Raw genomic sequence first — 23,508 nt, forward strand, 5'->3', positions numbered from 1 at the left:
CGATGCTGTGGCGAATGATCTACCGCTCATGGGGGCGCAACCTGCGGCGCAAGGCGCTGGCGGTGCTGACCGTTTTTCTCGCCGCCAGCCTGATTTCGGCCCTGCTGGCGGTCTCTATCGACATCGGCGACAAGATGTCGCGCGAGCTGAAATCCTACGGCGCCAATATTCTGATTGAGCCGGCGGGGCAGGCCGCGCTGCCGGCGCTGTTCAGCGAGCAAAGCAACCCGCTGGCCAGCGATGACTTCCTCGATGAGTCCGAGCTGCCCAATATTAAAGATATCTTCTGGCGCAACAATATCGTCGGCTTCGCCCCGATGCTCGGCGGTGAGGCGCAGGTCAAGGGTCTGGATATCCGGATTCTGGGGACCTTCTTTAGCCAGCCGGTGGCGATCCCGGATGAAGAGGGCTACCAGACCGGGCAGCGTACGGTCAGCCCCTACTGGCAGGTTACCGGGGAGTGGCCGCAGGAGCCGCCGGGCCCGCTGGCGCAGACCCTGGTCGGCCACGCGCTGGCGCGCAGCACCGGCTGGAAGCCGGGCGACCGCCTGACGCTGCGGACCGCGGAGTGTGGGGAGGTGATCGTTTATGCATGGATGGATCGTCGCCGCGAAAACAGCGCGAAGCCTTACGGGACAAGGCTTGAGGCCGGACAAGCCGTATCTGCACGGCTGGTCGGAAAATGAGATTTTTTTATGATTTCTGCGATGAGTTTTGCACTATTCTTGATTGTTAGTGTTAGTTATTAATAGTGTTTTAATCGCTTTTAAATAACCCGCCCATACCAAACAACCTTTCCGACAACATCAAAATCACTGGGTATGTTATCCAGATCAATAACGAAGGGCTCAAACGCAGGGTTAGTGCTGCTTATGCGCAACTGAGAGCTAGGCAAGCGCTGTACCCTTTTCACCAGCAGCTGGCTATCCAGGCGGATAACATAAATGCCTTCTCTTGGGTCTCTATCATCATGGTTTACGAGGATGATATCTTTGTCGTTCAGGACTCCCATCATGGAATCACCGATTACGCTAATGACAGAAAGCTTACGTGGGTCTGCTTTCAGGTGGTTTATGACCCAATAGCGGCGAAAGCTGACTGTAAACATTGGACTTTCATCATCGTTCCACGCCCCATATCCAGCAGAGGCTGATACGTTATAGCGAGGAACAAAAACAAACTCTTCCAGATCAACATGATTCCCTTGCACATCAACGGCTGTAGAACCGCTTATTGGTGCAGGGAGCTGCAAGGCGTCGTTCCTTTCATCACCAGTAATCAACCATTCCACAGATACCTTTAAGCATTCAGAAAGCTTTAAGATATGTGTTGCGCTTGGCTCTCTATCCTCGTTTTCCCATGCTTGCAAGGTTGATAACGCCACACCGAGCTGTTCGGCCACAAGCTGCCTGGATAGTTTTAAACCCTCTCTCTGAGCTCTTATACGCTTACCGATTTCACTCTTCAGGTTGTTTTCAGGTTTATCCGTCATATCACGCAAATTCCTCTGGTTTGTTTTCGAGTGTTTCATGTTGTTTTCAAGTATCTGTTTTTAATGCATATAAGCTTTTATTTTGGCTTTAATGGTCACAGGCAAACCTGAAAACAGAAAATTTAGATTGTTTTCGGGTTGATATAACTCGATTTTGATCATATTGTACTTATGAGTTGAATCACGGAGATTAACCAATGAGTACATTAGAGAGCGCAAAAAAAAGCCAGAAAGAATCTGACTGGCACAGGGCCGATATCGTTGCAGCTCTTCACAAGCAAGGATGGTCGTTGCGTCGTCTGTCCCTGCATCATGGTTACAAAAGCGCTGGGGCTTTGAAGAACGCTCTAGATCGCCCATGGCCAAAAGGCCAAAAAATCATCGCTGATGCTATCGGGATCTCTCCCGATGAGATATGGCCCACTCGTTATCATAAAGCATTTTCAGGTGAATGGAATTAAGCATATGAACCAGATTAACCTGAAAACGCATTATACCGCTCAGGAATTAGCTGATTTGCGGCTTCCTGGATTACCTGAAACCAGACCTGGAATTGCTGCAAGGGCCAAAAGCCATGGTTGGGATTCAAGAGCAAGGGCTGGTCGTGGAGGTGGAAGCGAGTATTCGATTGACAGTTTACCTAACGAAGCCCAGCACGCTCTAAGGGAAAAAATATATCAATCGGTCTTAGCGACTAAAACGACGATGGTGGTCGATCGTTCAACTGATATTAAGAACCTAAAACCACGTAGGGAGCTTACCCTTATTCGTCAATGTCCTGCGTTGCTTGAGCGTGAAGTGAACTCACTGACAGTGAAACAAAAGCAGATCGCAGATGCACGAGCGGTGTTGGCCATGGAAGTCGCAAAGCTCCGGGATGCGGGCATGTCTCGTACTGCGGCTGTGAATTTTGTCTCAATGGGTTCCCGCAATGGGACGCTGCCCGAGCATCTGATGTACTCAGCTGAGCTGGCCAATGCCCGCAAAGGCAGCAGTCGTGCTGGCGTCGGTACCCGCAGCCTGCAGGAATGGGTCAGCGTTTTTGAGTCAACAAAACCAGGTATCGAGCGTATGGCCATGCTGGCTCCCGGTCATCTTAAAGCGAAAAAACCGGAGCAGATTAAGTGGTTGCCTGATTTTCTGGCTCACTGGCGTAACCGTAACGGTCCATGCCTCACCGAAGCATACCGCGATTTTAAAGCCGAGTGGACAGCACTCTATGCTGACCAGCCGGCAATGGTCGCCGCATGTCCCTCTTACGATGCCGTTCGTCGGGCGATGGAAAAACTCCCCCGTCGTGAAAAAGCACGCGGCCGTGTCAGTGGTTCTGCTGCGCTAGCTTATGAGTGCTTCCAGAAACGCGACTGGTCGCTAATGCCTGTGAATGGCTGCTGGATAGCGGATGGTAAGTCTTTGGAAATGAAGGTCGCACACCCCGATCATGGTCGCCCGTTCACACCCGAGCTGACCCTGATTATTGATGGCCGGACACGCTTTGTCGTTGGCTGGAGCCTGGCATTATCTGAAAGTGTTATTGCTGTGGCCGATGCCTACCGGTATGCCATGCGACACTTCGGTAAGCCGCTGTTTGTGTACTCCGATAACGGTGGCGGTGAAACCAACAAAACGCTTGATGCTGACGTGACTGGTATTTTCAGCCGCCTGGGTATTGAGCACCCGACCAGTATTCCCGGTCGCCCTCAGTCTCGCGGGATCATTGAGCGTCTGAACAAGGGGATACCGCGCCGGGTGGCAATGCAGTTTGACACCTTCAGCGGCGACAGCGCCGACCGTGAGCACGCCCGCATTACAGCTCGTGCTATTCAGTCGGCCGTCAAGGCCCAGGAGAACGGCCGCGAACTGACACCAGTACAGCGTACGGCTTTGGGGAAACTCCCATCGTGGCAGCAGCTGCTTGACGCTATCGCTGAGGAGGTGGACGTCTACAACAATACCCACGAACACAGCGAACTGCCCAGGCGAAACGGTAAGCATCTGACGCCAGCAGCTTACCGCCGGGCCGTCCTTGAGCTCGAGGGTGACGAAACAGAGTATCTGACCGACGTCGAACTGCGAGAAGCATTCATGCCCGAAATGGTGCGTACTGCGCAGCGTGGCTGGCTTCGTCTGTTCAATAACGATTATTTCTCTGAAGAGTTGATCCAGGTAGACAGCGAAGATGTGCGCGTGGCCTTCGATATCCACGACCCGCAGTCCGTCATCGTGCGCCGGATGGACGGTTCTTATGTCTGTACCGCTATCTGGAACGGCAATAAACGCGCGGCGATACCGGTCAGCGCGATGGATGTAGCCGTTGAGAAACGTCGTCAGCGCCGTATGAAACGCGTCGAAGATAAAGTCCAGGAGATCGAAGCTGAGGGCCGCTCAGTTCTTCCGGGGCAGCGATTCGATGACCTGGGTAGTTTTATCCCTGCGGAATATACCGTTGAGAAAGAAGAAGAGCCTTATTTCTTCCTTGAGACTGACCGCGATGAATATCTGAAAAAAATCGGTAATACCCGGTAAGGAGAGAATATGACCATACATGTAGAACTGAATGACCTGATGGCCCGTAAAGGCTACAGCCAGACGCAGGTAGCCCGTGCCATTGGTAAAAGTGCAGCCGTAATTAACCAATACCTGCAGGGCAAATATACCGGTGATGTTCCCGCTATTGATGAGTTGGCTCGTAGCTTTATTAACAGGGAAGTGGAAAAAGAGAAATCGCAACGTATTACTGCCAGCTTTATTCCGACCATCACTTCCCGTAAAGGAATGGAGGTCATCCGCCTGGCTCATCTTGATGGCGATCTCAACGTTATCTTCGGCGCTGCAGGTCTGGGTAAAACCATGATTCTGCGTGAGTACGCCGCGCAGCACCGTGATGCGTTGCTCATTGAGGCTGACCCGGGGTATACCGCCCGTGTCGTGCTGGAGGAACTCTGTGGCCTGCTGGGGCTCAGCAAGCGTGGCAACATGCACGAACTCAGTGAAGCCTGTATTGCTGCGCTACGCGAGTCTGGTCGAATTCTGATGGTGGATGAAGCGGAAAATCTGCCATACCGGGCGCTTGAGACCCTGCGACGTATCCATGATAAGTCTGGTATTGGCCTTGTTCTCGCAGGAATGCACCGCCTGATTATTAACCTGAAGGGTAAGCGCGGTGAGTACCAGCAGTTATATAGCCGTGTTGGCCTGGCTTTCTGCATCGGTGATTCATTGCCGCAGGGTGATATTAGCGATATTGCAATCAGCATGCTGCCTGATGCCAGTAAGGCCGATGTGAATGATGCCCTGTTTAAAGCCAGCAACGGAAATGCCCGTCGTTTGTTCAAGTTAGTTCGCGGCGTCAGCCGCCACAGTGAGATCAGTGGTAATGCTGTCAGCGCTGGCGCGGTACGTAAGTTTGCTGAAATGCTGATTAATTAGGGGGAACTATGAAAATTGGACATCAACGTTTTATTTCGATGGCTAAATTAAGCGGTGCAAAGATTTTGACTTTCTCTTGCCCTGCTTGCCTTGAAGACATTGAAACTCCGGCTCCTCCAGATGGTGAGGTATGGGGCTCATTTGCAACCTGCCCGCATTGTTCTGCTCTTTTCTTCAAGGTTACAACAAATGTCGTAGTTAATACCTTTTTATCTGAGGGCATGGGATATGGCCAAGATTGAAATATCTGTAACCCCTAAGGGAAAAGGCATTGATGTTCAGTGCCGCATGATTAAAGACGCTAACGACTCAGAACTGGTAAATAAAGCCGCGCGTACTATTCAGGCTTCTATGGGAGGTTTTATTCATTCCATTCTGACCAAAATGTTTGGGAGAGCTAAAGATTTATCGTCTGTTCCCGTGAAAGGCAATGATTCATTTCATTAACCATTATCAGGAGTCGCTATGTGCCGTTTACCGATTAACGATCCAAAAATGATGGCCCCGATTAACCGCCTGATGCGTGGTGGCCTGCAGGTGCTGGACATTAACACCCGATTCCGCCGTCCCATCGTTGAAGTAGACCGCCCGTTTGAGGCATGGCGCGGTAAGGGAGTCGAAATAACTGAGCGTAAGGACGGAAAAAGTGCTCAGGTCAAAATGCTTATCTGGCGCGGGATGCATGTTATCTGGAGGTAGTATGGCTGAAATTGTTTTTACGGTTAAAGAAGTCAAAGGAGAAGTTCATTTATCCGCAATAATATCGGCAGAAAAAACGGACTCCCGTTTAGTTAAAGATACGTCAAATATTATTGCACCGTTAATGCTGGCCTGTGCCAGTGCTGAAATCGCAAAGTTTTTTCAACATTTAAATGAGGCAAGCCATGAATAATCAGCAAAAGCAATTCACTGTGAAAACCGCTCCTGAAGGGTACTGGATTGATGCAAAAGATGCATTCATTCCGGTAAAACTCCTGAAGCCTATCGACCTGGCCAGGGATACGCTGGTCGGCGAGATCGTTACTAAAGCGATTGAGCTGAATAAGCTGATGAAGAAATTTAAAGAAAGTTCGTTTGGCGATATCGGGGCGTTCGTCGATCTTTCCGCTAACGAATATGGCGTTAAGCTGGGCGGTAAAAAAGGTAACGTCACACTCTACAGCTTTGATGGTCGTTATCTTATTCAACGTGCCATGGCTGACCGCATCGCTTTTGATGAGCGTCTGCAGGCTGCTAAAGAACTCATTGATCAGTGCCTTGCTGACTGGACGGAGGGCGCACGGCCTGAGCTGCAAATCCTCATCAATCGCGCATTCTCCACGGATAAATCAGGCGCGGTGTCCACTGGCGCTGTTCTTGCTCTCCGTCGATATGAGATTGATGATCAGCGCTGGCACAGAGCGATGGAAGCCATCGGAGAATCCTTACAGGTTATCGCTACAAGCTCTTATATTCGTATTTACGAACGTATTGGCGACACTGACCAATATATGCCCATTGCTCTGAATATGGCGACGGTGTGATATGAAAGCGAAAGAGTTCAACCGGAAATATAAATCAGGTACTGCCTTCTGGCATCAACGCCCTGAAGAAACAGACCGTCGGGCCGTAAGAACGGTTGCAGCGGCTATAGATTTGGAATCCGCGACGGTCGTAGAAATTAACGTAGAGCCCTGGCTTGCAAACGTGAGCTCTCTTACGCGTCAGGACTAATTAAACCTTAAATACTTTTTAAATGGCGTAATGCGTCAGGGGCACGCTTACGCCTGAATATGGGGTTTCAATAATGAGAATATCAGCTGAAAGATTCATTAACCGCCTGATGATATCCACGCATCTACGGGCGATAACCTGGCTGTTTTGCGTTTTCTTTTGCATTGCCATATGGGGCGTATGTATTCACTACAGCCTGAAAATGATTGAACTGTTATTAACCTTATTTAAGGAGGCTTAAATGGGCTTTTATAAAACATCCACAAAAACGGCGCTTGACGCATGGGACAATGAAATTAACCAACGTATTGCGCTGAAAGAAAAAGCGGACTCATTCGCTAAAAAATTTGGCGGTAAGCCAGTATTTTCTGGTAGCGCTACGGATTATCACTTCCACGGTCTGTCATTCGATGCTGCGCCACTTGTTGGACATAGCAGTCTTTGGACGCTTTCCCGCTCGCAGAATGGTTATACGCGTGAACCCCGAGGCAAGACCCGCATTCCCCGCGAGCGCCGCGAGGAGCATCAGCAACTGCTGGACGCGTGGGATGACGGTCGCCCCACGGAAAGAATCTCAAGGGAGCCTTACTGGAAAGCGCTGGGCCTTGAATGGGGAATGTTGATCCTGTGTGGTATTACCCATTTCCGGGGCGGGGATGAGATTTATTTCAAAACCGAAGCCACGCCATCCCCGGATTCCGGTGCAATCGAAATTGTTGAATCGGAATTTAAAGCTGCTGAAAAAACATTGGGCTCATAACAGGGGGCGATTATGGCTGGATATCTCTGTGTCTCAGGGTGCGAAGTTCAGGATATGGGCAGCAAGCGTATTTATCACCTTAACGATAACTCCGTTGTCATTGAGCATCCCGATTACCCTGGCAAGACCCGATTTCAGTTTTATACCCATAGCGGTCAGTCAATCCGTAAACCGGCTGATAAAACCGCAATGAAACAGGCAGTAGAACGTCATAAAAAACGCTGGAGATTAGCATGAATACCGAAAACCGCTTTATTACCACCTGGTCAGGTCAGCACTTTTATTTTTGTAATTCAGGCGTTGACGTTATTTATATTGATGATATCGCCCAGGCGCTTTCTAACCTGTGTCGATTTACCGGCCATCTGGATGAGTTCTATAGCGTCGCTCAGCATTCCGTGCTGGCCAGCTATCTTGTGCCGTCTGAGTTTGCACTTGAAGCGCTGCTGCACGACGCCAGTGAGGCTTACTGCAATGATATTGCCGCACCACTGAAAGCGCTGCTTCCGGATTATCGCGGTATTGAAAAATGGGTTGAGGGCCTAATCAGCCAGAAATTTGGCCTTCCTGAAACCATGAGTCCTGTAGTCAAACAAGCTGACCTCATCATGCTGGCCACAGAACGCCGTGACCTGTTTATTGACGACGATACCGAGTGGGCCATTCTCAGGGGCATTCAGCCTACGGATGAATTTGCCATCAGCCCGCTTAATCCGCGTCAGGCAAGAAAGTTATTTATAGAGCGTTGGCTCGAACTCAAACCAGGACATTAAGAAAAGATTTTGCATAACTGGTCTATTAATCATTCGAAATAATGAGGTGATTATCATGTGGGATTGGAACAGTAATGGCCCCAAAAAATGGCACCCCGGTCTGAATGGGAATAAATGGAGTGATTGGGAGATAGGCTACCTAATCAAATGTGGTAACAATCTGTCTTTAAATGAATTATCTGTAGCCCTGAAGCGTAGTCGCCACTCAGTTGCAAAGAAACGTCACAGTCTGGGGTTGGAGAAACTGAAAGGTTATAAGACTTGGGGGGAAGACGAAATAAATTTCCTCAAACGTAATGCCGGAAAAATGGCACCTGCAGATATAGCGAGAACATTAGGTCGTAGTCCGCAATCTGTAAAAGGTAAGGCCACATGCATGAAGCTATCCCTTTTACGTATTGGAGAAAATAATCCCGCTGCCATTTACAGCGATGAGGATGTATTGCTTTGTCGTGAGCTCCATACTGCTGGAATGGGTTTAAAACTTATTGCTGAAAAAATGGAAATGTCACCTGGTGCAGTTAAGTGGGTTATTCATGGTCACCGCATGACGCAGCAGGACCGGTTTATGTTCGAGTTTGACAGAATGGATTGCAGATGATGAACAGAAAACTCATGAGTGAGGCATCCCGGTTTCAGTCATCGTCTGAACGCGCATCATTCTGGAAATGGATTATCGGCACATTAAGTGCCGCTCTAATTCTTTCCGTTATTTTTAATTTATTCTGATGGAGTCAATATGATTACCAACAATTTTACCATCACTAGAAAACGTCTTGAGGCAATTGCGTACGGCTCCGTTCGCCAGAGTCAGGAGGAAGGCATTGAACTTGCCCGAATGGCCCTGACTACTATCGACAGCGAAATGCCGGTGCAAGATTATTTTTCATTGCTGATATCTGCTGCAAGAGTTAGGGCTGATAAGGCGATGCGCAAGTATCCGCAGCCGAATTACGTACTAAACAAGGTGGCAGAAGAGCACGGCGAGGTGATAAAGGCCGTAATCCACTACACAGAAGGGCGCGAAGAGTGGTCGAACGTTGAATCAGAAATCATTGACAACCTGGCTATGCTGCTGCGTCTGGTCATAGAGGGAGATCAGGTTATAGGGTTTACTCCTCCTGACGCACGCTATAACGGGATCTCCGGTGCTGACAATGATATGGCGCATCAAAACCGAGTTATCAGCATCAGACACAAGAATTATTCCCGTCTTGATGATTTTGAAACATCAGCTCGTTCATGGCTTGATGCTGCTCCACAGCCTGCCGACCACCAGACCAGTACGTTAGTGATGTGGGTCAAGCGTCTTTCCCTGTCACTTCGCTCTGTAAACCCTGATAACAAATTACCTAAAGCGGCGATGAGTTATCTGCAAAATAACGGCCTTATCAGCATCGCTGATTGCCTTCGGGGGAACAATGAAGAGCCTCCTGCGTAATATGACCGCCAGCAATTTTAACCGGCGTTATCCAGTGGGCTCCCGGTTCCGGTATTACATCGTTCCCGGGATGCCTGAAGTGGAAGAAGTTGTCACCATCTCGGAAGCCTGGCATGTACGTAACGGCCGGCTGGTCGTCCGGGTTGAAGGGAAAATCGGGGGCGTGTCGGTCAACAAACTCGAACCCATTCAGTGAGTCATTCTTGCAGGCACTTTGCGGAGTGCCTGCCGTAATGGCAACCAACAGGAGGCAATATGTCCACTCCAGCAAAACGCGGCCTTATCGGGGCCATCAAAGCCGGTCAGGCTCATCTGGGCTGGGATGACGCGACGTATCGCGCCGTTCTGGCCCGCCTGTGCAACGGCAAAACCTCATCCACAAAATGCTCCCTCGACGAGCTGCAGGCCGTGCGTGAATACATGCACGATCAGGGTTTCCCGCGCCAGTCTGCGCGTCACGGAAAGCGGCCAAGTGTCGCCCGTCCACGTAAAACCACGCTCAGCAAAATTGAAGCTTTGCTTGCAGATGCAAAACGGCCGTGGAATTATGCCGAGAAAATGTGCGATCATATGTTCCAGGTAAAGCGCGTGGAATGGTTAACCAGCGAACAGTTAACCAAACTGATGCAGGCGCTGGTCATTGACGCAAAGCGGCGTAAAAAGCGGGAGACAACCGATGAATCTGCAACAGGTAACAGAGCTACTGCCTCCGGTAGTCATTCAGATAGCTGACCTCATCGGCTTCCCGGCCACCGAGCGGCTGCTGTCTGCGTTCGGTGGCACTACCTTCCCGATCGGAAAAGGTCTGCGTGCCCTCGGCGCTCAACGCGCCGCTCTCCTTCGCGATACCATCGGTGACAACAACGCCCAGATATTGTTTAAACATTTCGGAGGATTCCCGCTTTATCTGCCCCGTTGCGAGCTGGCATTGCGCGAGTTGCGTAACCTGCAGTTCCTGGCAGACTTCGACGAGGCCAGCCGGAAAGGTGTTTCTTCGTTAATGGCCATGACATTACTGTGTCCGAAATACGGATTTGGCGATCGCACCGGCTGGCGTCTACTGGCGCAGCGGAAAAATTCAACTGAATACAATCAAGACTCGTTGTTTTAAAGAGGATTTATGAGATATATAGCTTTACTTCTTCTGGTTACGAGCTCTTGTTCAGTTGCAAAAATGGTGTCCAATGCGAAGGCAGTTGAAACGTATCAAATGCAGTTAGAACAAACTAAAAAAATGCTGAATGAGGTTCAGCAAACGCTTATAGCGTCCGATGCAATAATCACGATGTACAAAAATCTCGGGTACACAACACCAGAGGTTAGAGCGATGAGCCGACATTTGATAATCCTTGGAGAGGATATCCAGCATTTGTATGGTGATATCTCACTTAAGCCAACCCCATTTTATGCATGTACTTCTGTACCGTCAGCTGCCTATAATTTCTGGTCGCAGAGACTAAACAGTGTTTCTAAAGACGATCCTGAAGCTCTTAAGGTTGCTGCAAATCACTACATCAAGCAGGCGAATGATTGTGTGTATGCAATAAATAATCCTCCGCCAAAAGAGATTGAAGAAAGTGAACAGCTTCAAATCATTGACGTTACGCCATAACCCACTGACACCCGTCAATCTGATTTCCTGATCTCCCTCCCGCGATACTGACACCACCTTTTCTCCCTGTGGTGTCAGTTCATGAATCTCAACGACTTCCAGCGTGCCGCCGGCATTACTCAACAGCGAGCGCAGCAATGGCTTGATCCGCTGAATGCGGCCATGGCCGAATTCTTTATCAATACCCCATTGCGGCAGGCTGGCTTTATCGCGCAGCTCGGGCATGAGAGTCTTCGGTTTACCCGGGTCGTCGAAAGCCTGTACTACCGCGATGCTGCGCGTCTGGCGATGATTTTTCGCTCCGACTTCGATCTCAATAAAAATCGTAAGATTGAGCCGTCAGAACTGGCACTGGCCCAGCAGTTCGTCGGCAGGCCAGAAGCGACCGCCAATTTTGTGTATGCCAACCAGGGCGGCAACGGCTCCGAATCCACCGGCGACGGCTGGCGCTATCGCGGCCGTGGGCTGATTCAGGTCACCCTCAAAAACAACTATCGGGCCTGTGGGCAGGCGCTGGGGCTTGACCTGCTGAACAATCCCGACCTGCTACTTGACCCGGTTAACGCCGCTCGTTCTGCCGCCTGGTACTGGTATCAGCATGGCTGTAATGCGCCGGCGGATGCGGCCAACGTGGTCGAAGTCACCCGCAAAATTAATCCCGCGCTGGTTGGTCTCGATGACCGAGCTGTGCTCTTCGAGAAAGCCCGGAGGGCGTTATGTCCCTCAAAGAACTGATTTCTAACCCATCGGGTCGGCTCAGCACCTCCGACACCATTACTTTTTTTACCTTTCTGGTCACGTCCGCGATCGTCATCTGGTACGGCTACAGCCTGCAGCTGCAGGAGTGGATGTTTACCGCCTACATCGTCGCGTGGGCAGGCCATAACATCGGGTCAAAACTGGTGGCCATGAAGCGCGATCAGCCTGCCGCCCCGACTAACGGAGGAACCCCCGATGGTCAGTAAGTTCTGGACGCTGATAAAACCGCTGATCCCCTGGCTGGTTGCTGTCGCGCTGATTCTGTTTGCGGGGATCTGGATTGGTATTCAGTTATGCGCCAGCCAGATGCGCGGTGACGTTCAGACGGCGAACAACGCGACGGCCACTGTCCAGAGGGCGTTCGACGCTTACAAGGTGGACCGTGAAAAAACGGATGCTGATAAGGCCAGGCAAAATCAGTCGCAGCTACAGGCTCAGGTAAATCTGGCCGAACACTACCGCCAGCAGGCGGACAAGCTTTCTGGTGAGCTCCTGGCCAAAGGCAAAGAACTGACGCTCGCACAGCAAAAACTGAAGGAAAAAATCAATGAACTCACGCGTAACGATGGCGATAGCTGGACTGGTATCGGCCCTCGCGCTCTCTGCCTGTACCAACAAAACCTCGGCTATTCCGCCGGACCCGGTTGCAGTGAATATCTGTCAGCAGCCAACAGCGGAAATGCTGGATATTCCGCCGATGCCGGCAGCGCCGGTGGCGGACTCTCCCCCGGGGGCATCCTCGACAACAGCAACGGCTACGGCGAATGGTGTCAGAAGCTCCGGCTCAAACTGAACTCCCTCCGTCAGCTCTACGGAAAGGAGCCGCAATGACCCCGGACCAGATTTACCAGATATTGCTCGGCGGTCTGGGTCTCTTCGGTGGCATCTGGATACGCCGGCTGCAGTCAGATATTCGCGATCTCGAAAAGGCCGTAGAGCGTATCAAGGATGAATATCAGCGCCGGGAAGATTCCCGCCGCGACCATGACCAGCTGATTGACCGCATCCGCGATATCAAGGAATCGGTCGATCGTGTACTCGAAAAACTGGACAAGAAGGCAGACAGGACATGAAGGCCAGACAAAAACGGCGCCAGCGTCGTATCACTACAGCAAACGTTGCGCCGTCGGTCAGGCTGGCCAGCGATGACCCGTTAATGCTCCTGCAGCAGTTGCTGACGGAACAGCGCCGGCCGTTCTCTCCCGACATCATGCCGGAACTGGAGAAGATTTCCGGGGCTGTAATGCGTATCGATCGGCGTATTGATGCCATGGAAAGCCGGGTTATCCGTCAGGGCGCTATCTCTGGCGGGCTGACCGGGGCACTGTCTGGCGGGCTGGTCGTGACGACCATTTCACTGATCAAGGCCAAGATGGGGTTCTGATATGGCGCATCCGCCCGAGACCAGGGAAAAAGTACGGCGGCTTTATATTCAGAGCCAGCTGTCACTGCAGATCGTTTCCTCGCAATGCGGGGTCAGTTTTGCGACGGCCGCACGCTGGAAGAAGGAAGCGCAGGACAACGGCGACGACTGGGACAAGCTCCGCGCGGCGAACGTGCTGGCGGGGAACGGCATGGAGGACGTCGGCCGGGCCATTCTGATGGGGTTACTGGTCCAGTATCAGACCACCATCGAACAGCTCAATGTTGATTCTCAGTTGCCGCCACAGGCCCGCGTCGAGCTGCTGGCCAGCCTCAGTGATGCTTTCAACAAGGCGACCGTGGCAAGCAAGCGCGTTCTGCCGGAGACCTCGCAGCTGGCCACGGCAATGGAGGTGTTGACGATGCTATCTACCTTCATCAGTGAACACTATCCGAAGCACATGGAAGCGTTCGTCCAGGTGCTGGAACCCTTTGGTAATGAGGTGCAAAAACATTATGGCTAATCAGGATTTCAGAGCGCTGCTGAGCAGCGCTCATCAGCGGGGTTTCAGTGCAATCCGCCAGACAGACCGGCAAACGCTGAATCAATGTCGAGAGCTGATTCGTCAGTCACTTCATACGGGAGCTTCATTAAGTACAACCAAAAAGCAACTGCAAATTTTGTTTTCGCATGGGGGGAAAGGTTAGCCGGGATATGCATGAGGGGGCGGCTTTTATCAAGCGTATTTGCGACACAAAGAACGATGGACTGTTGATAACGCTCAAGCAGAACGCGCAGAACCACCAGTGGTATGTCGTCCCAGCTTGCATCGTTCAACACGTAATCGCGAATGGCTTTATCAGCCTCGCGCTCGTATTGACGACGATAGCGGACGGTTTTGAGTTGATGGAGTCGTTTTCTGAAACGGTCCTGTAAGGGCCAGATGTATTCAAGAACAGTATCAGCATCAATGCTTTCGGGTTGGCAACTTAGGAATGGTTTTTGAAGTTCGTGACGGCACAAAGCGTCCAGAAGTGCGAAATGCTTTTCCTGCATAGCGATCTCTCCTGCGGAGAAATTAAAGAGGATTTTTATTATGGCTGACAAATTAATCAGGGTGAATAGCCGCATCAGCGTGATGGCCAGCCAGGTGGCCTATGTCATCGCACCAGAGTTTCAAGAGCGTATCGAGGTTCACCTGCTCGATGGTCGCGTCGAAGAGCTGGAATACTCTATGCGTAACGAACGCTGGAGCGCGAAAGACCGCTTTGAAACCGCTGTTAATGACGCGTTAAAGGGGGAATAAATCGTGTTTATTTCCGCCGTTGTGAAAAATGTGTCTCACGATCGCCTGTCATTCATCTGCCCGGGCTGCGGTTTTCCCCATCAGGTGACCATTGGCCAGGGGGGTGGCCCGCGCTGGGACTGGAACCATGATTATGTTCGCCCGACCTTTAATCCCAGCATCCTGGTGACCTGGGAAGAACCGAGCGATAACCCGGCGCATTTTGATGACCGGACTAAGGACCAGCACCGTGTCTGCCACAGCTTTGTGCGCGATGGTCTTATCCAGTATCTGGCGGACTGCACGCATGAACTGGCCGGGCAGACCCTGCCTTTACCCCGCATTGAGGACTGACAGATGAAATTTTTACTGAGCCTGCTTATCGATGCGATCGTCGCCGTTACGTTAGCACTGGGTGTTATGTGGACCGATGAACGGCTGCTGAATATCGGTTATTTTGCCGGCTGGTTCGTCGGGGTGATCAACCTTGTGGGTCTGATGAGTGCCAGTGGTCAGACTGTCTTTGAGCGCGAATATGAACACCGCTCATTGCCCCGTCGTTGTTATGACGTCCTGACGGATGTGGCATTCATTGTGTTCGCGGTCTGGTCAGGATGGTACGTGATGAGTGCTGTTTACGCCCTGCAGGCTGCAGGTAAAGCGGAGCTGATCGCTAAGCTGGAGCGCAAGTTAGCAGCACCGGCAGTTTCGGAGCAAACCCGTGACGCGTAAAAAGAACGTCAGTCTCAACAAAAAGGAGTTTGAGGCCCAACTCAATGAGCTGGCCGCGTCGCTGCGTCGCTCTATCGAGGCGGAACAGGTCGGCTTCGACCCGTCGCAGGAGGCAGTGAACCTGCGTCGGGAGGCGGTCCGGGATCCGGTCAGCGGTTTTCGTTACTTCGTGCAGAACTATTTCCCGCACTATATCCGCCACAAAGACGAGTCTGAGCTGCACAAGTTCCTGTTTCAGCGTCTGCCTGAAATCGTTAACGCGACCGTCAGTCAGCAGGATGCTATCGCGGCTCCCCGTGGTGAGGCCAAATCGACCATCGTCAGCCAGCTCTGCACGCTGTGGTGCATTATCCTGGAGCTAAAAAAATATCCGGTCATCATCATGGACAGTATCGATCAGGCGTATCCGATGCTGGAGGCCATCAAGGCAGAACTCTGCTGGAACCCGCGTCTGAAGATGGATTTTCCTGAAGCCTGTGGCGCAGGACGTGTCTGGCAGATGGGTACCATCCTGACCGCCACCGATATCAAGGTTCAGGTGGCCGGTAGTGGTAAAAAACTGCGCGGCCTGAGACATGGTCCGTATCGCCCTGACCTGGCCATACTGGATGATATTGAGAACGATGAGCTGGTCCGCAACCCTGACCAGCGCGACAAGCTGGATAACTGGCTGAAAAAAACCGTCCTGCCGCTGGGTGGCGCGGGGGCCAAGTTTGATGTGATCTACATCGGGACCATTCTGCATTACGACTCGGTGCTGTCACGCACCCTGAAAAATCCCCTGTGGAAACGCAAACGTTTTAAAGCCCTTATTACCTGGCCGTCAGACATGACGCTCTGGGATAAGTGGGAAGAAGTCCTGCGTAACAACGACGAGGACGGTGAGCTGCTGGCCCGGGCGTTTTACGATGAGCACAGGGACGAGATGGAAGCCGGCGCGGTGGTCTCCTGGTCCGCACGGCCGCTCTATACCCTGATGTTAATCCGCGCCCGTGACGGTCATAGCACCTTCGACAGTGAGTATCAAAATGACCCGGTCAGCGGCGATGATGCCCCGTTCGCCACCTGCATCAACTTCTGGGTTAACCGCCTGAAGGAGTGGTCCTTCTTCGGTAGTATCGACCCCAGCCTGGGTAAGAACGGCAAATCCCGTGACCCGTCAGCGATTCTGGTCGGAGGTTTTAACCGGATCACCGGCATTCTTGACGTCGTCGAAGCCCGCATTAAAAAGCGCCTGCCGAGCGTCATCATCAGTGACACCATCGAGATGCAACGCCAGTACGCGTGCCTGTGCTGGTCGGTTGAAGCCGTCCAGTTTCAGGAGTTCCTGCGCACCGAGCTGGTCCGCCAGTCCGCTGAGCTGGGAGTGCCGGTTCCGGCGATGCCGGTGATACCGCATACCGACAAAATCCTGCGTATTGAGTCCCTGCAGCCATGGATGTTTAACGGGCTTATTCGCCTGCATCCGAGCCAGGTTACCCTGATTGAACAGCTCCGACACTTCCCCAAAGCCGACCACGATGATGGCCCCGATGCGCTGCATATGCTCTGGGCGCTGTGTAATTCCTTCGGGTCACGCGATGGATTCCGGCAGGTACCGCGCCGGCAGGACGATGACCGGGACGAAGATAACCGACAGACAAACATGAAGCGCCCGCGCAGCCGCTCGCGCTTCGGTAACGGAGCATGGTAATGGGAAAAATCGTTGACCAGTTCGGTCGCCCGTTTGACAAAGCGGTGACCAAAGAACCGCAGACCGCAAGGATGATACAGTTAAACAGGACGTATCCTGCTCACCCTTCCCGGGGGCTGACCATTCGCCGTCTGCCCCGGATACTGCAGGAAGCCGAGCAGGGATATCTTTCTGCACAGGCCGACCTCTTTGACGACATGATCGAAAGAGACGGTCACATCTTTTCGGAGATGGCCAAGCGTAAGAATGCGCTGCTGGGGCTGGACTGGAGTATTGAGCCGCGCCGCAATGCGACGGCTGAAGAGAAGAACATCGCGGCGATGGTTCAGGAATGGTTCGATACCCTGGACAATCTGGAAGATATCATCCTGCAGGCGGCTGACGCCATCGGACATGGCTTCAGCTGTCAGGAGCTGACGTGGGACATGGAAGAGAACGTCTGGTTGCCTTCTTCCGCAGAACTGCGGCCGAACCGCTGGTTCCAGGCGCGACCCGACAGGGGCGATGAAATCCGGCTCAATAATGGCAGCATCGATGGTGAAGAGCTGATGCCGTTCGGTTGGATGGTGCATAAGCATAACGCCAAAACCGGGTTTACCGGCCAGTCCGGGCTGTATCGCGTGCTGGTATGGCCATATCTGTTCAAAAACTTCTCTGTTCGCGATCTGGCGGAGTTCCTGGAGATTTACGGTCTGCCTTTGCGTGTCGGTAAATATATGTCCGGCGCGACAGATGATGACAAAGATGCGCTGTATGAAGCACTGGTCAACCTCGGTCATAATGCAGCCGGTATTGTCCCGCAGGGTACTGAAATTACCTTCCAGTCAGCAGCCTCAGGCCAGGCTGATCCCTTCGTCGCGATGATGGACTGGTGTGAGCGTACCCAGTCAAAAGTGATCCTCGGCGCAACGCTCACCAGCCAGGCCGATGGCAAGACTTCAACCAATGCGCTGGGGAACGTCCATAACGACGTCCGTCACGACATTCTTGTTGCCGATGCCCGCCAGCTGGAGGGCTTCTTCCGCAACATGATTGATATGTTGCTGCGTATCAACGGGTACGAGGTCTCCCGTCGTAAGCTGCCTAAGCTGGTATTTGATACCCGTGATATCGAAGAGATCGAAACCTTCTCTACCGGCGTGAAAAACCTGGTGGAATCCGGCGTCAAAAGTATCCCTGCATCCTGGGTGCATAAAAAACTGGGTATCCCGGTTCCCCAGAAAGATGAGGCGGTGCTGGCGGCTCCCTCACCAGCCAGCGGATCAGCACCGGTTGCCCTGAGTCAGCGATTTCGGCGTATTGCCGCCCTGACCACCGCAGCAGAGCTGTCAGACCCTGCACAGGAGGCGCTGGATAACGGCCGACCGGTACCGGAGAAGATCGCCGCCGCCATGCAGAATCTGATTGCGCCGCTGGTTGCGGCCCTGCAGGACGGCAAACTGCCGGATGAGGCGATGGATATCATTGCCGGCAGTTATCCTGACCTGGATGACAGCGAGCTGGTGACCCTGCTGGAGCAGGCACTTTTTGTCGCGGACGTATGGGGGCGGCTGAATTCCGATGCCTGACAGCGTTGACCTGAGCTATGCGATCGGCCTGAAGCCGGCGCAGGCCATCGAGTATTTCCAGTCCAAGGGTTACGCGGTCGGCTTTAACTGGCATGAGGTGGAAGCCCGGGCGCACGCGTCCGCATTCACCGTCGCCGGCATTCTGCGTCAGGACATTCTGCTGGATGTTCGCAGCGGCCTGCAGGACGCCCTGGACAACGGGCTGACGCTGGAGCAGTTCCGCCGGCAGATGGCGCAGAAGCTGACGCAGAAAGGCTGGCTGACGGATAAGGCGAAGCTGGTCGCCGATGAGGATGGCGTACTGGAGGGCAAGCAACTGACCCCGCGCCGGCTACGGACCATCTTTGAAACCAATATGCAGTCTGCCTACGGTGCCGGCCGCTACGCTCAGCAGATGGAGAATGCCGCTGACCGCCCGTACTGGACGCGTGTGGCGGTGATGGACCTGCGCACCCGGCCCGTACATGCGGCGCTGAACGGGCTGACGGCCCGCTATGACGATCCTATCTGGCAATTTTCCTACCCGCCTGATGGCCACGGATGCCGCTGCCGTGTCCGAGCCCGTTCGCAGAGCGATATCGACAGTAAGAGCATCACCGTCTGGTCGAGCGAGGGACATCTGGAAACCGTGCAGCAGGCGTGGGGGCCGCAGGATACCCGCGAGGTGCAGGCGTTCCGCTATAACGGCCAGCTCTATACCCCGGATGCCGGCTTCGGCCACAATCCGGGTCAGGGCTGGCTGGCCGGTCTCGGTCAGCGCCTGATGGACCGCTCAACCACAGCACCACCGAAGATGGCCGCGCTGGCCGTGCAGCACACCCTTGCCGAACCGCAGCTGCTTGACGCGATCACGTCCGATATGCGCCGGTTCGTCAACCATTCGCTGCTACGGGAGCCTGCCGGGTCGTTCCGTCACGCCGGCGCACTCAGCACCCGCACGCTCGATGCACTGGCCAGTCGTGGCCGCATGCCTGACTCGGCGGTGATGACCGTCACCGACAGCGCGGTGGTGCAGTCTCCCGGTCCGCTCTGGGAACTGTTGCCGGCACAGCTGCGTCAGCCCGCCGCTGTGGTGGCTGACGGTGACGACCTGCTTTATCTCATCCGCAACGGCGACGCACTCCACCAGGTCAGGGCCGTTCCCGGGGAGAATGCGACCGGCTACGCACTGCAGTTACCGGACGGTGGCGCAGCCCTGACGCCGACCTCCCTGCAGTCGCTGGCGGAATTACCGTTACTGGAGGGGTCGTTTAATGGCTTATAACATCGTTTTTGACGTCACCGACTTTGAGCGCTCGTTGGGTGAGCTGATCAACAAATTCGAGAAACGCGCCCCGCTGATGAAGATGCTGGCCGGGATGATGGAGGATTCAGTTCAGGAGAACTTTGAGCAGCAGGGTCGGCCAAAGTGGCAGCACTGGAAAAGCAACGCCTACTGGGCACAGCGTCGGGGCGGTAAAATACTCCAGCGTTCCGGTCGGCTGGCGTCGAGCATCACGGCTTACAGCGACAATGAGATGGCGACAGTCGGGACCAATGTTATCTACGGCGGCATTCACCAGTCAGGCGGGAAGATTAACATCCCCGCCCGCAGCCAGCAGGCGTACTATCACCAGAACAAGGATGGCACGCTGAATAATAAGTTCGCCCGCAAGAGCAAGGCTAATTACAGCGAGTGGCATACTATCCCCGCGTACGAGATCAACATGCCTGCGCGTCCGTTCCTGCGTCTCACCGAATCTGACATCAGCGAGATGGAAGAAAAGTCGGTGGATTATTTCAGTCAGATCTACCGGTAACCCGTTAAAACCGAAAACGCGCTGTAACGCATCACAGGGCGTTGCTTTGCGTTAAACGGAACGGAACTACCTTCAAAGGGTGTTCAGACGTTTTTAAAAGCAGTTTAAAAGCGTTTAGCGCTATTGCCCTGCACCCTGACAGAGTGACATGATGTTTCCGCGTTCTCTTCCTTTATATACCCACTGACACCCGTCAATCTGTTGCGCCGAAAATATCCCTGTAATGTCGGCGTCATGAAAACTCGTATCGCGTCACTCTCACAGGTTATCAACGCCGCCACTCGCGGCGTGATCCAGCTGTTACCGGCCGGCACCTTCCGTGCCGGCGACGGTCGCCCGGCTGAATGCCCTGACGGCTGGTTTATTGACGGCACTATCGCGGCCGCGCTCATTGCTGCGGCTGACGCCCGCCAGACGCCCTATGTCATCGACTACGAACACCAGACTCTGCGATCAGCGAAGAACGGCCAGCCGGCTCCGGCTTCCGGCTGGTTCAAAAAGCTGGAATGGCGTGAAGGGGTTGGCCTGTTTGCGGTGGATGTTGAATGGACTGAAGCTGCCGCCGCCGCTATCGACGCGGGCGAGTACAAGTTTATTTCCCCCGTATTTCTTTACGACGCGACTGGTCTGGTCACCACGTTAATCAACGCGGCCCTGACCAACACGCCCGCCCTGGACGGTATGGACGAGGCAATGCTTGCCGCTGCTTCACTCCTGGCCGCCACTTCAACTGAGGACACAACGATGGATGAATTGCTGGAACAGCTTCGCTGGTTCCTGGGTTTGCCGCTTTCGTCAACCGAAGCCGACATTCTCAACGAACTGCAGAAGCTCATTAACAAAATTAAGGCTTCGGACAGTCAGGCGGCCGCCGGTCTTGCCTGGATTAACGGGCTGGAAGCCAGCGTCGCCGCGCTGACGTCTCAGGTTGAAACCCCGGACCCGGCACTCTGGGTCTCCGTTGACATCATGAATCAGGCCATCGAGCAGGCCCGTGCCTCCGGCGATGAGCAAATTGCGCAGTTGACCCTGCAGCAGTCCTCTGAGCTGATTCAGGCCGCATTGTCTGATGGCCGTTTGCTGCCGGCGCAGAAAGGCTGGGCGGAGGCGCTGGCAAAATCCAGCCCCGACAAACTCCGCGATCACCTGGCGAAACAGACCCGCATCGCCGCGCTCACCACCACCCAGACTGGTGGCCGTCCGCCAGCTGGCCTGCAGTCCCGCGCGGTCGATGAGCCTGAAGATGAGCTGAACCCGGCTGTACTGAGCCTGATGGGGCTTGATCCTAACGATTTTAAAGAGGGAAACAGCAATGTCTGATCGTAACACTCCCTGGCGTAATGGCGAGCTGGTCGCCGCGCCGGTGGCTGCGGCCACGATGATTTATGGCGGCCATATGGTCGGCCTGAATGCCAGTGGTCTGGCGGTTCCTGCCGCCGCCACCGCGACCCTGACCATCTTTGGTGTCTCCGATGAGTACGCGGATAACACCGCCGGCGCAGCCGGGGCCACGTCAGTGATGGTGCGTCGCGGGAAAGCCTGGAAGCTGGCCAACCTGTCCGGGGATGCCGTGACCCAGGCAGAGGTCGGTAAATCCTGCTATGTCGCCGACAGCATTACCGTGGCAAAAACCAGCAATACCAATGCGCGACCGGTGGCTGGTACCGTTATTGCCGTCGAATCTGACGGCGTCTGGGTTGAAATTTAAGGAGAACTGCCGTGTTAGTGAACAAGCAAAACCTGAAAACCATTTTTATCGGTCTTAAGACGACTTTTCAGAATGCGTTTGCTCAGACCCCCAACGACTGGCAGCAGATTGCGATGGTCGTTCCGTCCACCACTAAAGAAGAGAACTACGCCTGGCTGTCACGCTTCCCGAAAATGCGTGAATGGGTAGGTGAAAAAGTGGTGAAAGCCCTGGAGGCGTTTAACTACACCATCCGTAACAAAGACTGGGAAGCGACCATTGAGGTCGACCGTAACGATATCGATGACGACACCATGCTGGGTTATGCGCAGCAGGCAGAAAGCGCAGGCCAGTCAGCGGCAGAGCTGCCGGCGGATATCATCGGCCGACTGTTAAGCGGCGGGTTCACCAATTTCTGTTATGACGGCCAGTATTTCTTCGATACGGATCATCCAGTCGGTAAAGGCGTGGCGTCGAACAAAGGGACCAAAGCGCTGTCGGCGGCTTCGTTTGCTGCTGCTCAGGCATCCTTCGGGGCCGCCCGTGCGGCGATGCGTAACTTCAAGGACGACGAAGGTGAAAGCCTGCGTATTCAGCCAGGTCTGCTGGTTGTCCCGCCGGCGCTGGAAGATATCGCCAATTATCTGATGACGGCCGATCGCTTCCCGGACAACACGCCGAACATCTACAAGGGGACGGCAAAAGTGCTCGTCTGGCCGGGGCTGGCGACGGATACCGAGTGGTACCTGTTTGACGTCACCAAAACGGTCAAGCCGCTGGTGTATCAGGAGCGTAAGAAGCCGGTGTTCGTCGAGCAGACCAACATGGACAGCGACGACGTCTTCCTGATTAAGAAGTACAAATTTGGTGCCGAAGCCCGTTCCAACGGCGGTTATGGTTTCTGGCAGATGGCTTTTGGTTCAACCGGGGTGGATGCATAAATGCCTGAAATTACGATTACCTCCAAGCGCGACGGGTTCCGTCGCTGTGGTGTGGCACACCGTGACGTGCCGGTGACCTGGCCGGATGGCCATTTTACGGACGAAGAGATCGCCATCCTGCGTGCCGAGCCGGCACTGGTTGTCCATATCGGCGCACTCAGCGGCGATGACGACAAGCTGAAGGCCGCGCAGGGACGCATTCAGGAGCTGGAAACCGTCGTCCTGCAGCTCAAAGAGGACTCGGTTGGCCTGATGCAGCAACTGGTTGAAATGACCGCTGACCGAGACCGCCTGCAGGCTGAGCTGACGGTATCAGGCAGCGTGCCTGTACCGGAGGTCAAGGATAACGCCGCTGACGGTACGGCAGGCAGTGCGTCAGCTCCGGAGGCGAAGGATAGCGCCGCTGTAGATGATGCAGCCGCTGCGGATACCTCAGCGAAATCGAAAAAGTAAACGGAGTC

General features: G+C 53.7%; 36 protein-coding genes and 1 pseudogene. 35 read left to right on the forward strand and 2 right to left on the reverse strand.

What is annotated here, in order from left to right; all coding sequences use genetic code 11:
- Positions 1-2: 2 nt before the first annotated feature.
- Positions 3-566 (forward strand): annotated as a pseudogene (locus tag MMW58_RS12475) (ABC transporter permease); the annotation flags it as partial.
- A gap of 200 nt (positions 567-766) precedes the next feature.
- On the opposite strand, the gene MMW58_RS12480 reads toward MMW58_RS12475, so the two are convergent.
- Positions 767-1,492 carry an XRE family transcriptional regulator gene (locus MMW58_RS12480; RefSeq protein ID WP_241723491.1) on the reverse strand — a complete coding sequence of 242 codons (726 nt, stop codon included), beginning with the start codon at positions 1,490-1,492 and terminating at the stop codon, positions 767-769.
- A 197-nt stretch (positions 1,493-1,689) separates the two neighbouring features.
- Here MMW58_RS12480 and MMW58_RS12485 point away from each other — a divergent pair, with 197 nt between their 5' ends.
- The 23 genes from MMW58_RS12485 to MMW58_RS12595 all read left to right on the forward strand — a co-directional run bounded on the left by MMW58_RS12485 (position 1,690) and on the right by MMW58_RS12595 (position 13,865).
- Positions 1,690-1,953, forward strand: a complete 264-nt coding sequence (locus MMW58_RS12485) for a helix-turn-helix domain-containing protein (RefSeq protein WP_023158148.1) — start codon at positions 1,690-1,692, stop codon at positions 1,951-1,953.
- A gap of 4 nt (positions 1,954-1,957) precedes the next feature.
- Entirely contained in the window at positions 1,958-4,018 is a 2,061-nt protein-coding gene (locus MMW58_RS12490; protein WP_241723492.1) for a Mu transposase C-terminal domain-containing protein, read from the forward strand.
- A 9-nt stretch (positions 4,019-4,027) separates the two neighbouring features.
- Positions 4,028-4,921: an AAA family ATPase gene (locus MMW58_RS12495; protein WP_237816797.1), complete on the forward strand. Its 894-nt coding sequence runs from the start codon at positions 4,028-4,030 to the stop codon at positions 4,919-4,921.
- An 8-nt stretch (positions 4,922-4,929) separates the two neighbouring features.
- Positions 4,930-5,163: a hypothetical protein gene (locus MMW58_RS12500; protein WP_241723493.1), complete on the forward strand. Its 234-nt coding sequence runs from the start codon at positions 4,930-4,932 to the stop codon at positions 5,161-5,163.
- The gene (locus MMW58_RS12505; RefSeq protein ID WP_237816795.1) at positions 5,150-5,368 is read left to right on the forward strand and encodes a hypothetical protein; all 219 of its coding nucleotides are present in this window, start codon (positions 5,150-5,152) and stop codon (positions 5,366-5,368) included. Before MMW58_RS12500 ends, MMW58_RS12505 begins: the two co-directional genes overlap by 14 nt.
- A gap of 18 nt (positions 5,369-5,386) precedes the next feature.
- Positions 5,387-5,620 carry a hypothetical protein gene (locus tag MMW58_RS12510; RefSeq protein ID WP_241723494.1) on the forward strand — a complete coding sequence of 78 codons (234 nt, stop codon included), beginning with the start codon at positions 5,387-5,389 and terminating at the stop codon, positions 5,618-5,620.
- 1 nt (position 5,621) lies between these two features.
- Positions 5,622-5,813, forward strand: a complete 192-nt coding sequence (locus tag MMW58_RS12515) for a hypothetical protein (protein WP_232713598.1) — start codon at positions 5,622-5,624, stop codon at positions 5,811-5,813.
- On the forward strand, positions 5,806-6,444 hold the full coding sequence (locus MMW58_RS12520) for a DUF3164 family protein (RefSeq protein WP_232713599.1): 639 nt from the start codon (positions 5,806-5,808) through the stop codon (positions 6,442-6,444). Before MMW58_RS12515 ends, MMW58_RS12520 begins: the two co-directional genes overlap by 8 nt.
- Positions 6,445-6,875: 431 nt before the next feature.
- Positions 6,876-7,394 (forward strand): hypothetical protein, encoded by a 519-nt coding sequence (locus MMW58_RS12525; RefSeq protein WP_241723495.1) that lies wholly within the window; start codon positions 6,876-6,878, stop codon positions 7,392-7,394.
- A gap of 12 nt (positions 7,395-7,406) precedes the next feature.
- Entirely contained in the window at positions 7,407-7,631 is a 225-nt protein-coding gene (locus MMW58_RS12530) for a hypothetical protein (protein ID WP_221019128.1), read from the forward strand.
- On the forward strand, positions 7,628-8,167 hold the full coding sequence (locus MMW58_RS12535; RefSeq protein ID WP_241723496.1) for an HD family hydrolase: 540 nt from the start codon (positions 7,628-7,630) through the stop codon (positions 8,165-8,167). Before MMW58_RS12530 ends, MMW58_RS12535 begins: the two co-directional genes overlap by 4 nt.
- A gap of 55 nt (positions 8,168-8,222) precedes the next feature.
- Positions 8,223-8,768, forward strand: a complete 546-nt coding sequence (locus MMW58_RS12540; RefSeq protein WP_182204891.1) for a hypothetical protein — start codon at positions 8,223-8,225, stop codon at positions 8,766-8,768.
- A gap of 138 nt (positions 8,769-8,906) precedes the next feature.
- Positions 8,907-9,608 carry a nucleoside triphosphate pyrophosphohydrolase family protein gene (locus tag MMW58_RS12545; protein ID WP_241723497.1) on the forward strand — a complete coding sequence of 234 codons (702 nt, stop codon included), beginning with the start codon at positions 8,907-8,909 and terminating at the stop codon, positions 9,606-9,608.
- Positions 9,589-9,804, forward strand: coding sequence for a hypothetical protein (locus tag MMW58_RS12550; protein WP_241723498.1), 216 nt, complete (start codon positions 9,589-9,591; stop codon positions 9,802-9,804). The genes MMW58_RS12545 and MMW58_RS12550 overlap by 20 nt, the downstream gene beginning before the upstream one ends.
- A gap of 59 nt (positions 9,805-9,863) precedes the next feature.
- On the forward strand, positions 9,864-10,340 hold the full coding sequence (locus MMW58_RS12555; protein WP_241723499.1) for a gp16 family protein: 477 nt from the start codon (positions 9,864-9,866) through the stop codon (positions 10,338-10,340).
- Positions 10,285-10,719, forward strand: a complete 435-nt coding sequence (locus tag MMW58_RS12560) for a Mor transcription activator family protein (protein WP_241723500.1) — start codon at positions 10,285-10,287, stop codon at positions 10,717-10,719. Before MMW58_RS12555 ends, MMW58_RS12560 begins: the two co-directional genes overlap by 56 nt.
- A 9-nt stretch (positions 10,720-10,728) precedes the next feature.
- Positions 10,729-11,220 carry a hypothetical protein gene (locus MMW58_RS12565; protein ID WP_241723501.1) on the forward strand — a complete coding sequence of 164 codons (492 nt, stop codon included), beginning with the start codon at positions 10,729-10,731 and terminating at the stop codon, positions 11,218-11,220.
- An 81-nt stretch (positions 11,221-11,301) separates the two neighbouring features.
- Entirely contained in the window at positions 11,302-11,955 is a 654-nt protein-coding gene (locus tag MMW58_RS12570; protein WP_237816789.1) for a glycoside hydrolase family 19 protein, read from the forward strand.
- Entirely contained in the window at positions 11,937-12,185 is a 249-nt protein-coding gene (locus tag MMW58_RS12575) for a DUF2644 domain-containing protein (protein WP_047935294.1), read from the forward strand. Before MMW58_RS12570 ends, MMW58_RS12575 begins: the two co-directional genes overlap by 19 nt.
- Positions 12,175-12,810 carry a hypothetical protein gene (locus MMW58_RS12580; RefSeq protein ID WP_241723502.1) on the forward strand — a complete coding sequence of 212 codons (636 nt, stop codon included), beginning with the start codon at positions 12,175-12,177 and terminating at the stop codon, positions 12,808-12,810. Before MMW58_RS12575 ends, MMW58_RS12580 begins: the two co-directional genes overlap by 11 nt.
- A complete protein-coding gene (locus MMW58_RS12585; protein WP_020804737.1) occupies positions 12,807-13,052 on the forward strand; it encodes a hypothetical protein in 246 nt (81 codons plus the stop codon). Before MMW58_RS12580 ends, MMW58_RS12585 begins: the two co-directional genes overlap by 4 nt.
- Positions 13,049-13,363 (forward strand): hypothetical protein, encoded by a 315-nt coding sequence (locus tag MMW58_RS12590; RefSeq protein WP_154968090.1) that lies wholly within the window; start codon positions 13,049-13,051, stop codon positions 13,361-13,363. Before MMW58_RS12585 ends, MMW58_RS12590 begins: the two co-directional genes overlap by 4 nt.
- Before the next feature lies 1 nt (position 13,364).
- Positions 13,365-13,865 carry a DUF1804 family protein gene (locus MMW58_RS12595; RefSeq protein ID WP_237816787.1) on the forward strand — a complete coding sequence of 167 codons (501 nt, stop codon included), beginning with the start codon at positions 13,365-13,367 and terminating at the stop codon, positions 13,863-13,865.
- 44 nt (positions 13,866-13,909) lie between these two features.
- Here MMW58_RS12595 and MMW58_RS12600 read toward each other — a convergent pair whose 3' ends face one another.
- Positions 13,910-14,398, reverse strand: coding sequence for a hypothetical protein (locus MMW58_RS12600; protein ID WP_241723503.1), 489 nt, complete (start codon positions 14,396-14,398; stop codon positions 13,910-13,912).
- 40 nt (positions 14,399-14,438) lie between these two features.
- Here MMW58_RS12600 and MMW58_RS12605 point away from each other — a divergent pair, with 40 nt between their 5' ends.
- The 11 genes from MMW58_RS12605 (at position 14,439) to MMW58_RS12655 (ending at position 23,500) form a co-directional block, all read left to right on the forward strand.
- Entirely contained in the window at positions 14,439-14,648 is a 210-nt protein-coding gene (locus tag MMW58_RS12605; protein ID WP_146411148.1) for a hypothetical protein, read from the forward strand.
- 3 nt (positions 14,649-14,651) lie between these two features.
- Positions 14,652-14,981 (forward strand): ubiquitination-like system serine protease family protein, encoded by a 330-nt coding sequence (locus MMW58_RS12610; protein WP_241723504.1) that lies wholly within the window; start codon positions 14,652-14,654, stop codon positions 14,979-14,981.
- 3 nt (positions 14,982-14,984) lie between these two features.
- A complete protein-coding gene (locus MMW58_RS12615; RefSeq protein ID WP_241723505.1) occupies positions 14,985-15,359 on the forward strand; it encodes a hypothetical protein in 375 nt (124 codons plus the stop codon).
- Positions 15,349-17,052, forward strand: coding sequence for a phage terminase large subunit (gene terL / locus MMW58_RS12620; RefSeq protein ID WP_241723506.1), 1,704 nt, complete (start codon positions 15,349-15,351; stop codon positions 17,050-17,052). The genes MMW58_RS12615 and terL overlap by 11 nt, the downstream gene beginning before the upstream one ends.
- The gene (locus MMW58_RS12625; protein ID WP_241723507.1) at positions 17,052-18,620 is read left to right on the forward strand and encodes a DUF935 domain-containing protein; all 1,569 of its coding nucleotides are present in this window, start codon (positions 17,052-17,054) and stop codon (positions 18,618-18,620) included. The genes terL and MMW58_RS12625 overlap by 1 nt, the downstream gene beginning before the upstream one ends.
- Positions 18,613-19,884, forward strand: a complete 1,272-nt coding sequence (locus MMW58_RS12630; protein ID WP_241723508.1) for a phage head morphogenesis protein — start codon at positions 18,613-18,615, stop codon at positions 19,882-19,884. The genes MMW58_RS12625 and MMW58_RS12630 overlap by 8 nt, the downstream gene beginning before the upstream one ends.
- The gene (locus MMW58_RS12635) at positions 19,874-20,419 is read left to right on the forward strand and encodes a phage virion morphogenesis protein (protein ID WP_237816779.1); all 546 of its coding nucleotides are present in this window, start codon (positions 19,874-19,876) and stop codon (positions 20,417-20,419) included. The genes MMW58_RS12630 and MMW58_RS12635 overlap by 11 nt, the downstream gene beginning before the upstream one ends.
- Before the next feature lie 234 nt (positions 20,420-20,653).
- Positions 20,654-21,739 (forward strand): phage protease, encoded by a 1,086-nt coding sequence (locus MMW58_RS12640; RefSeq protein ID WP_241723509.1) that lies wholly within the window; start codon positions 20,654-20,656, stop codon positions 21,737-21,739.
- Entirely contained in the window at positions 21,732-22,127 is a 396-nt protein-coding gene (locus MMW58_RS12645) for a hypothetical protein (protein ID WP_154968072.1), read from the forward strand. The genes MMW58_RS12640 and MMW58_RS12645 overlap by 8 nt, the downstream gene beginning before the upstream one ends.
- 11 nt (positions 22,128-22,138) lie before the next feature.
- The gene (locus tag MMW58_RS12650; protein WP_237816777.1) at positions 22,139-23,047 is read left to right on the forward strand and encodes a Mu-like prophage major head subunit gpT family protein; all 909 of its coding nucleotides are present in this window, start codon (positions 22,139-22,141) and stop codon (positions 23,045-23,047) included.
- On the forward strand, positions 23,048-23,500 hold the full coding sequence (locus tag MMW58_RS12655; protein ID WP_237816776.1) for an HI1506-related protein: 453 nt from the start codon (positions 23,048-23,050) through the stop codon (positions 23,498-23,500). It begins immediately after the preceding gene.
- The last annotated feature ends 8 nt before the right edge of the window (positions 23,501-23,508 follow it).

It is taken from the genome of Klebsiella sp. HC6 (assembly GCF_022605325.1).
Lineage (GTDB): Bacteria > Pseudomonadota > Gammaproteobacteria > Enterobacterales > Enterobacteriaceae > Klebsiella > Klebsiella terrigena.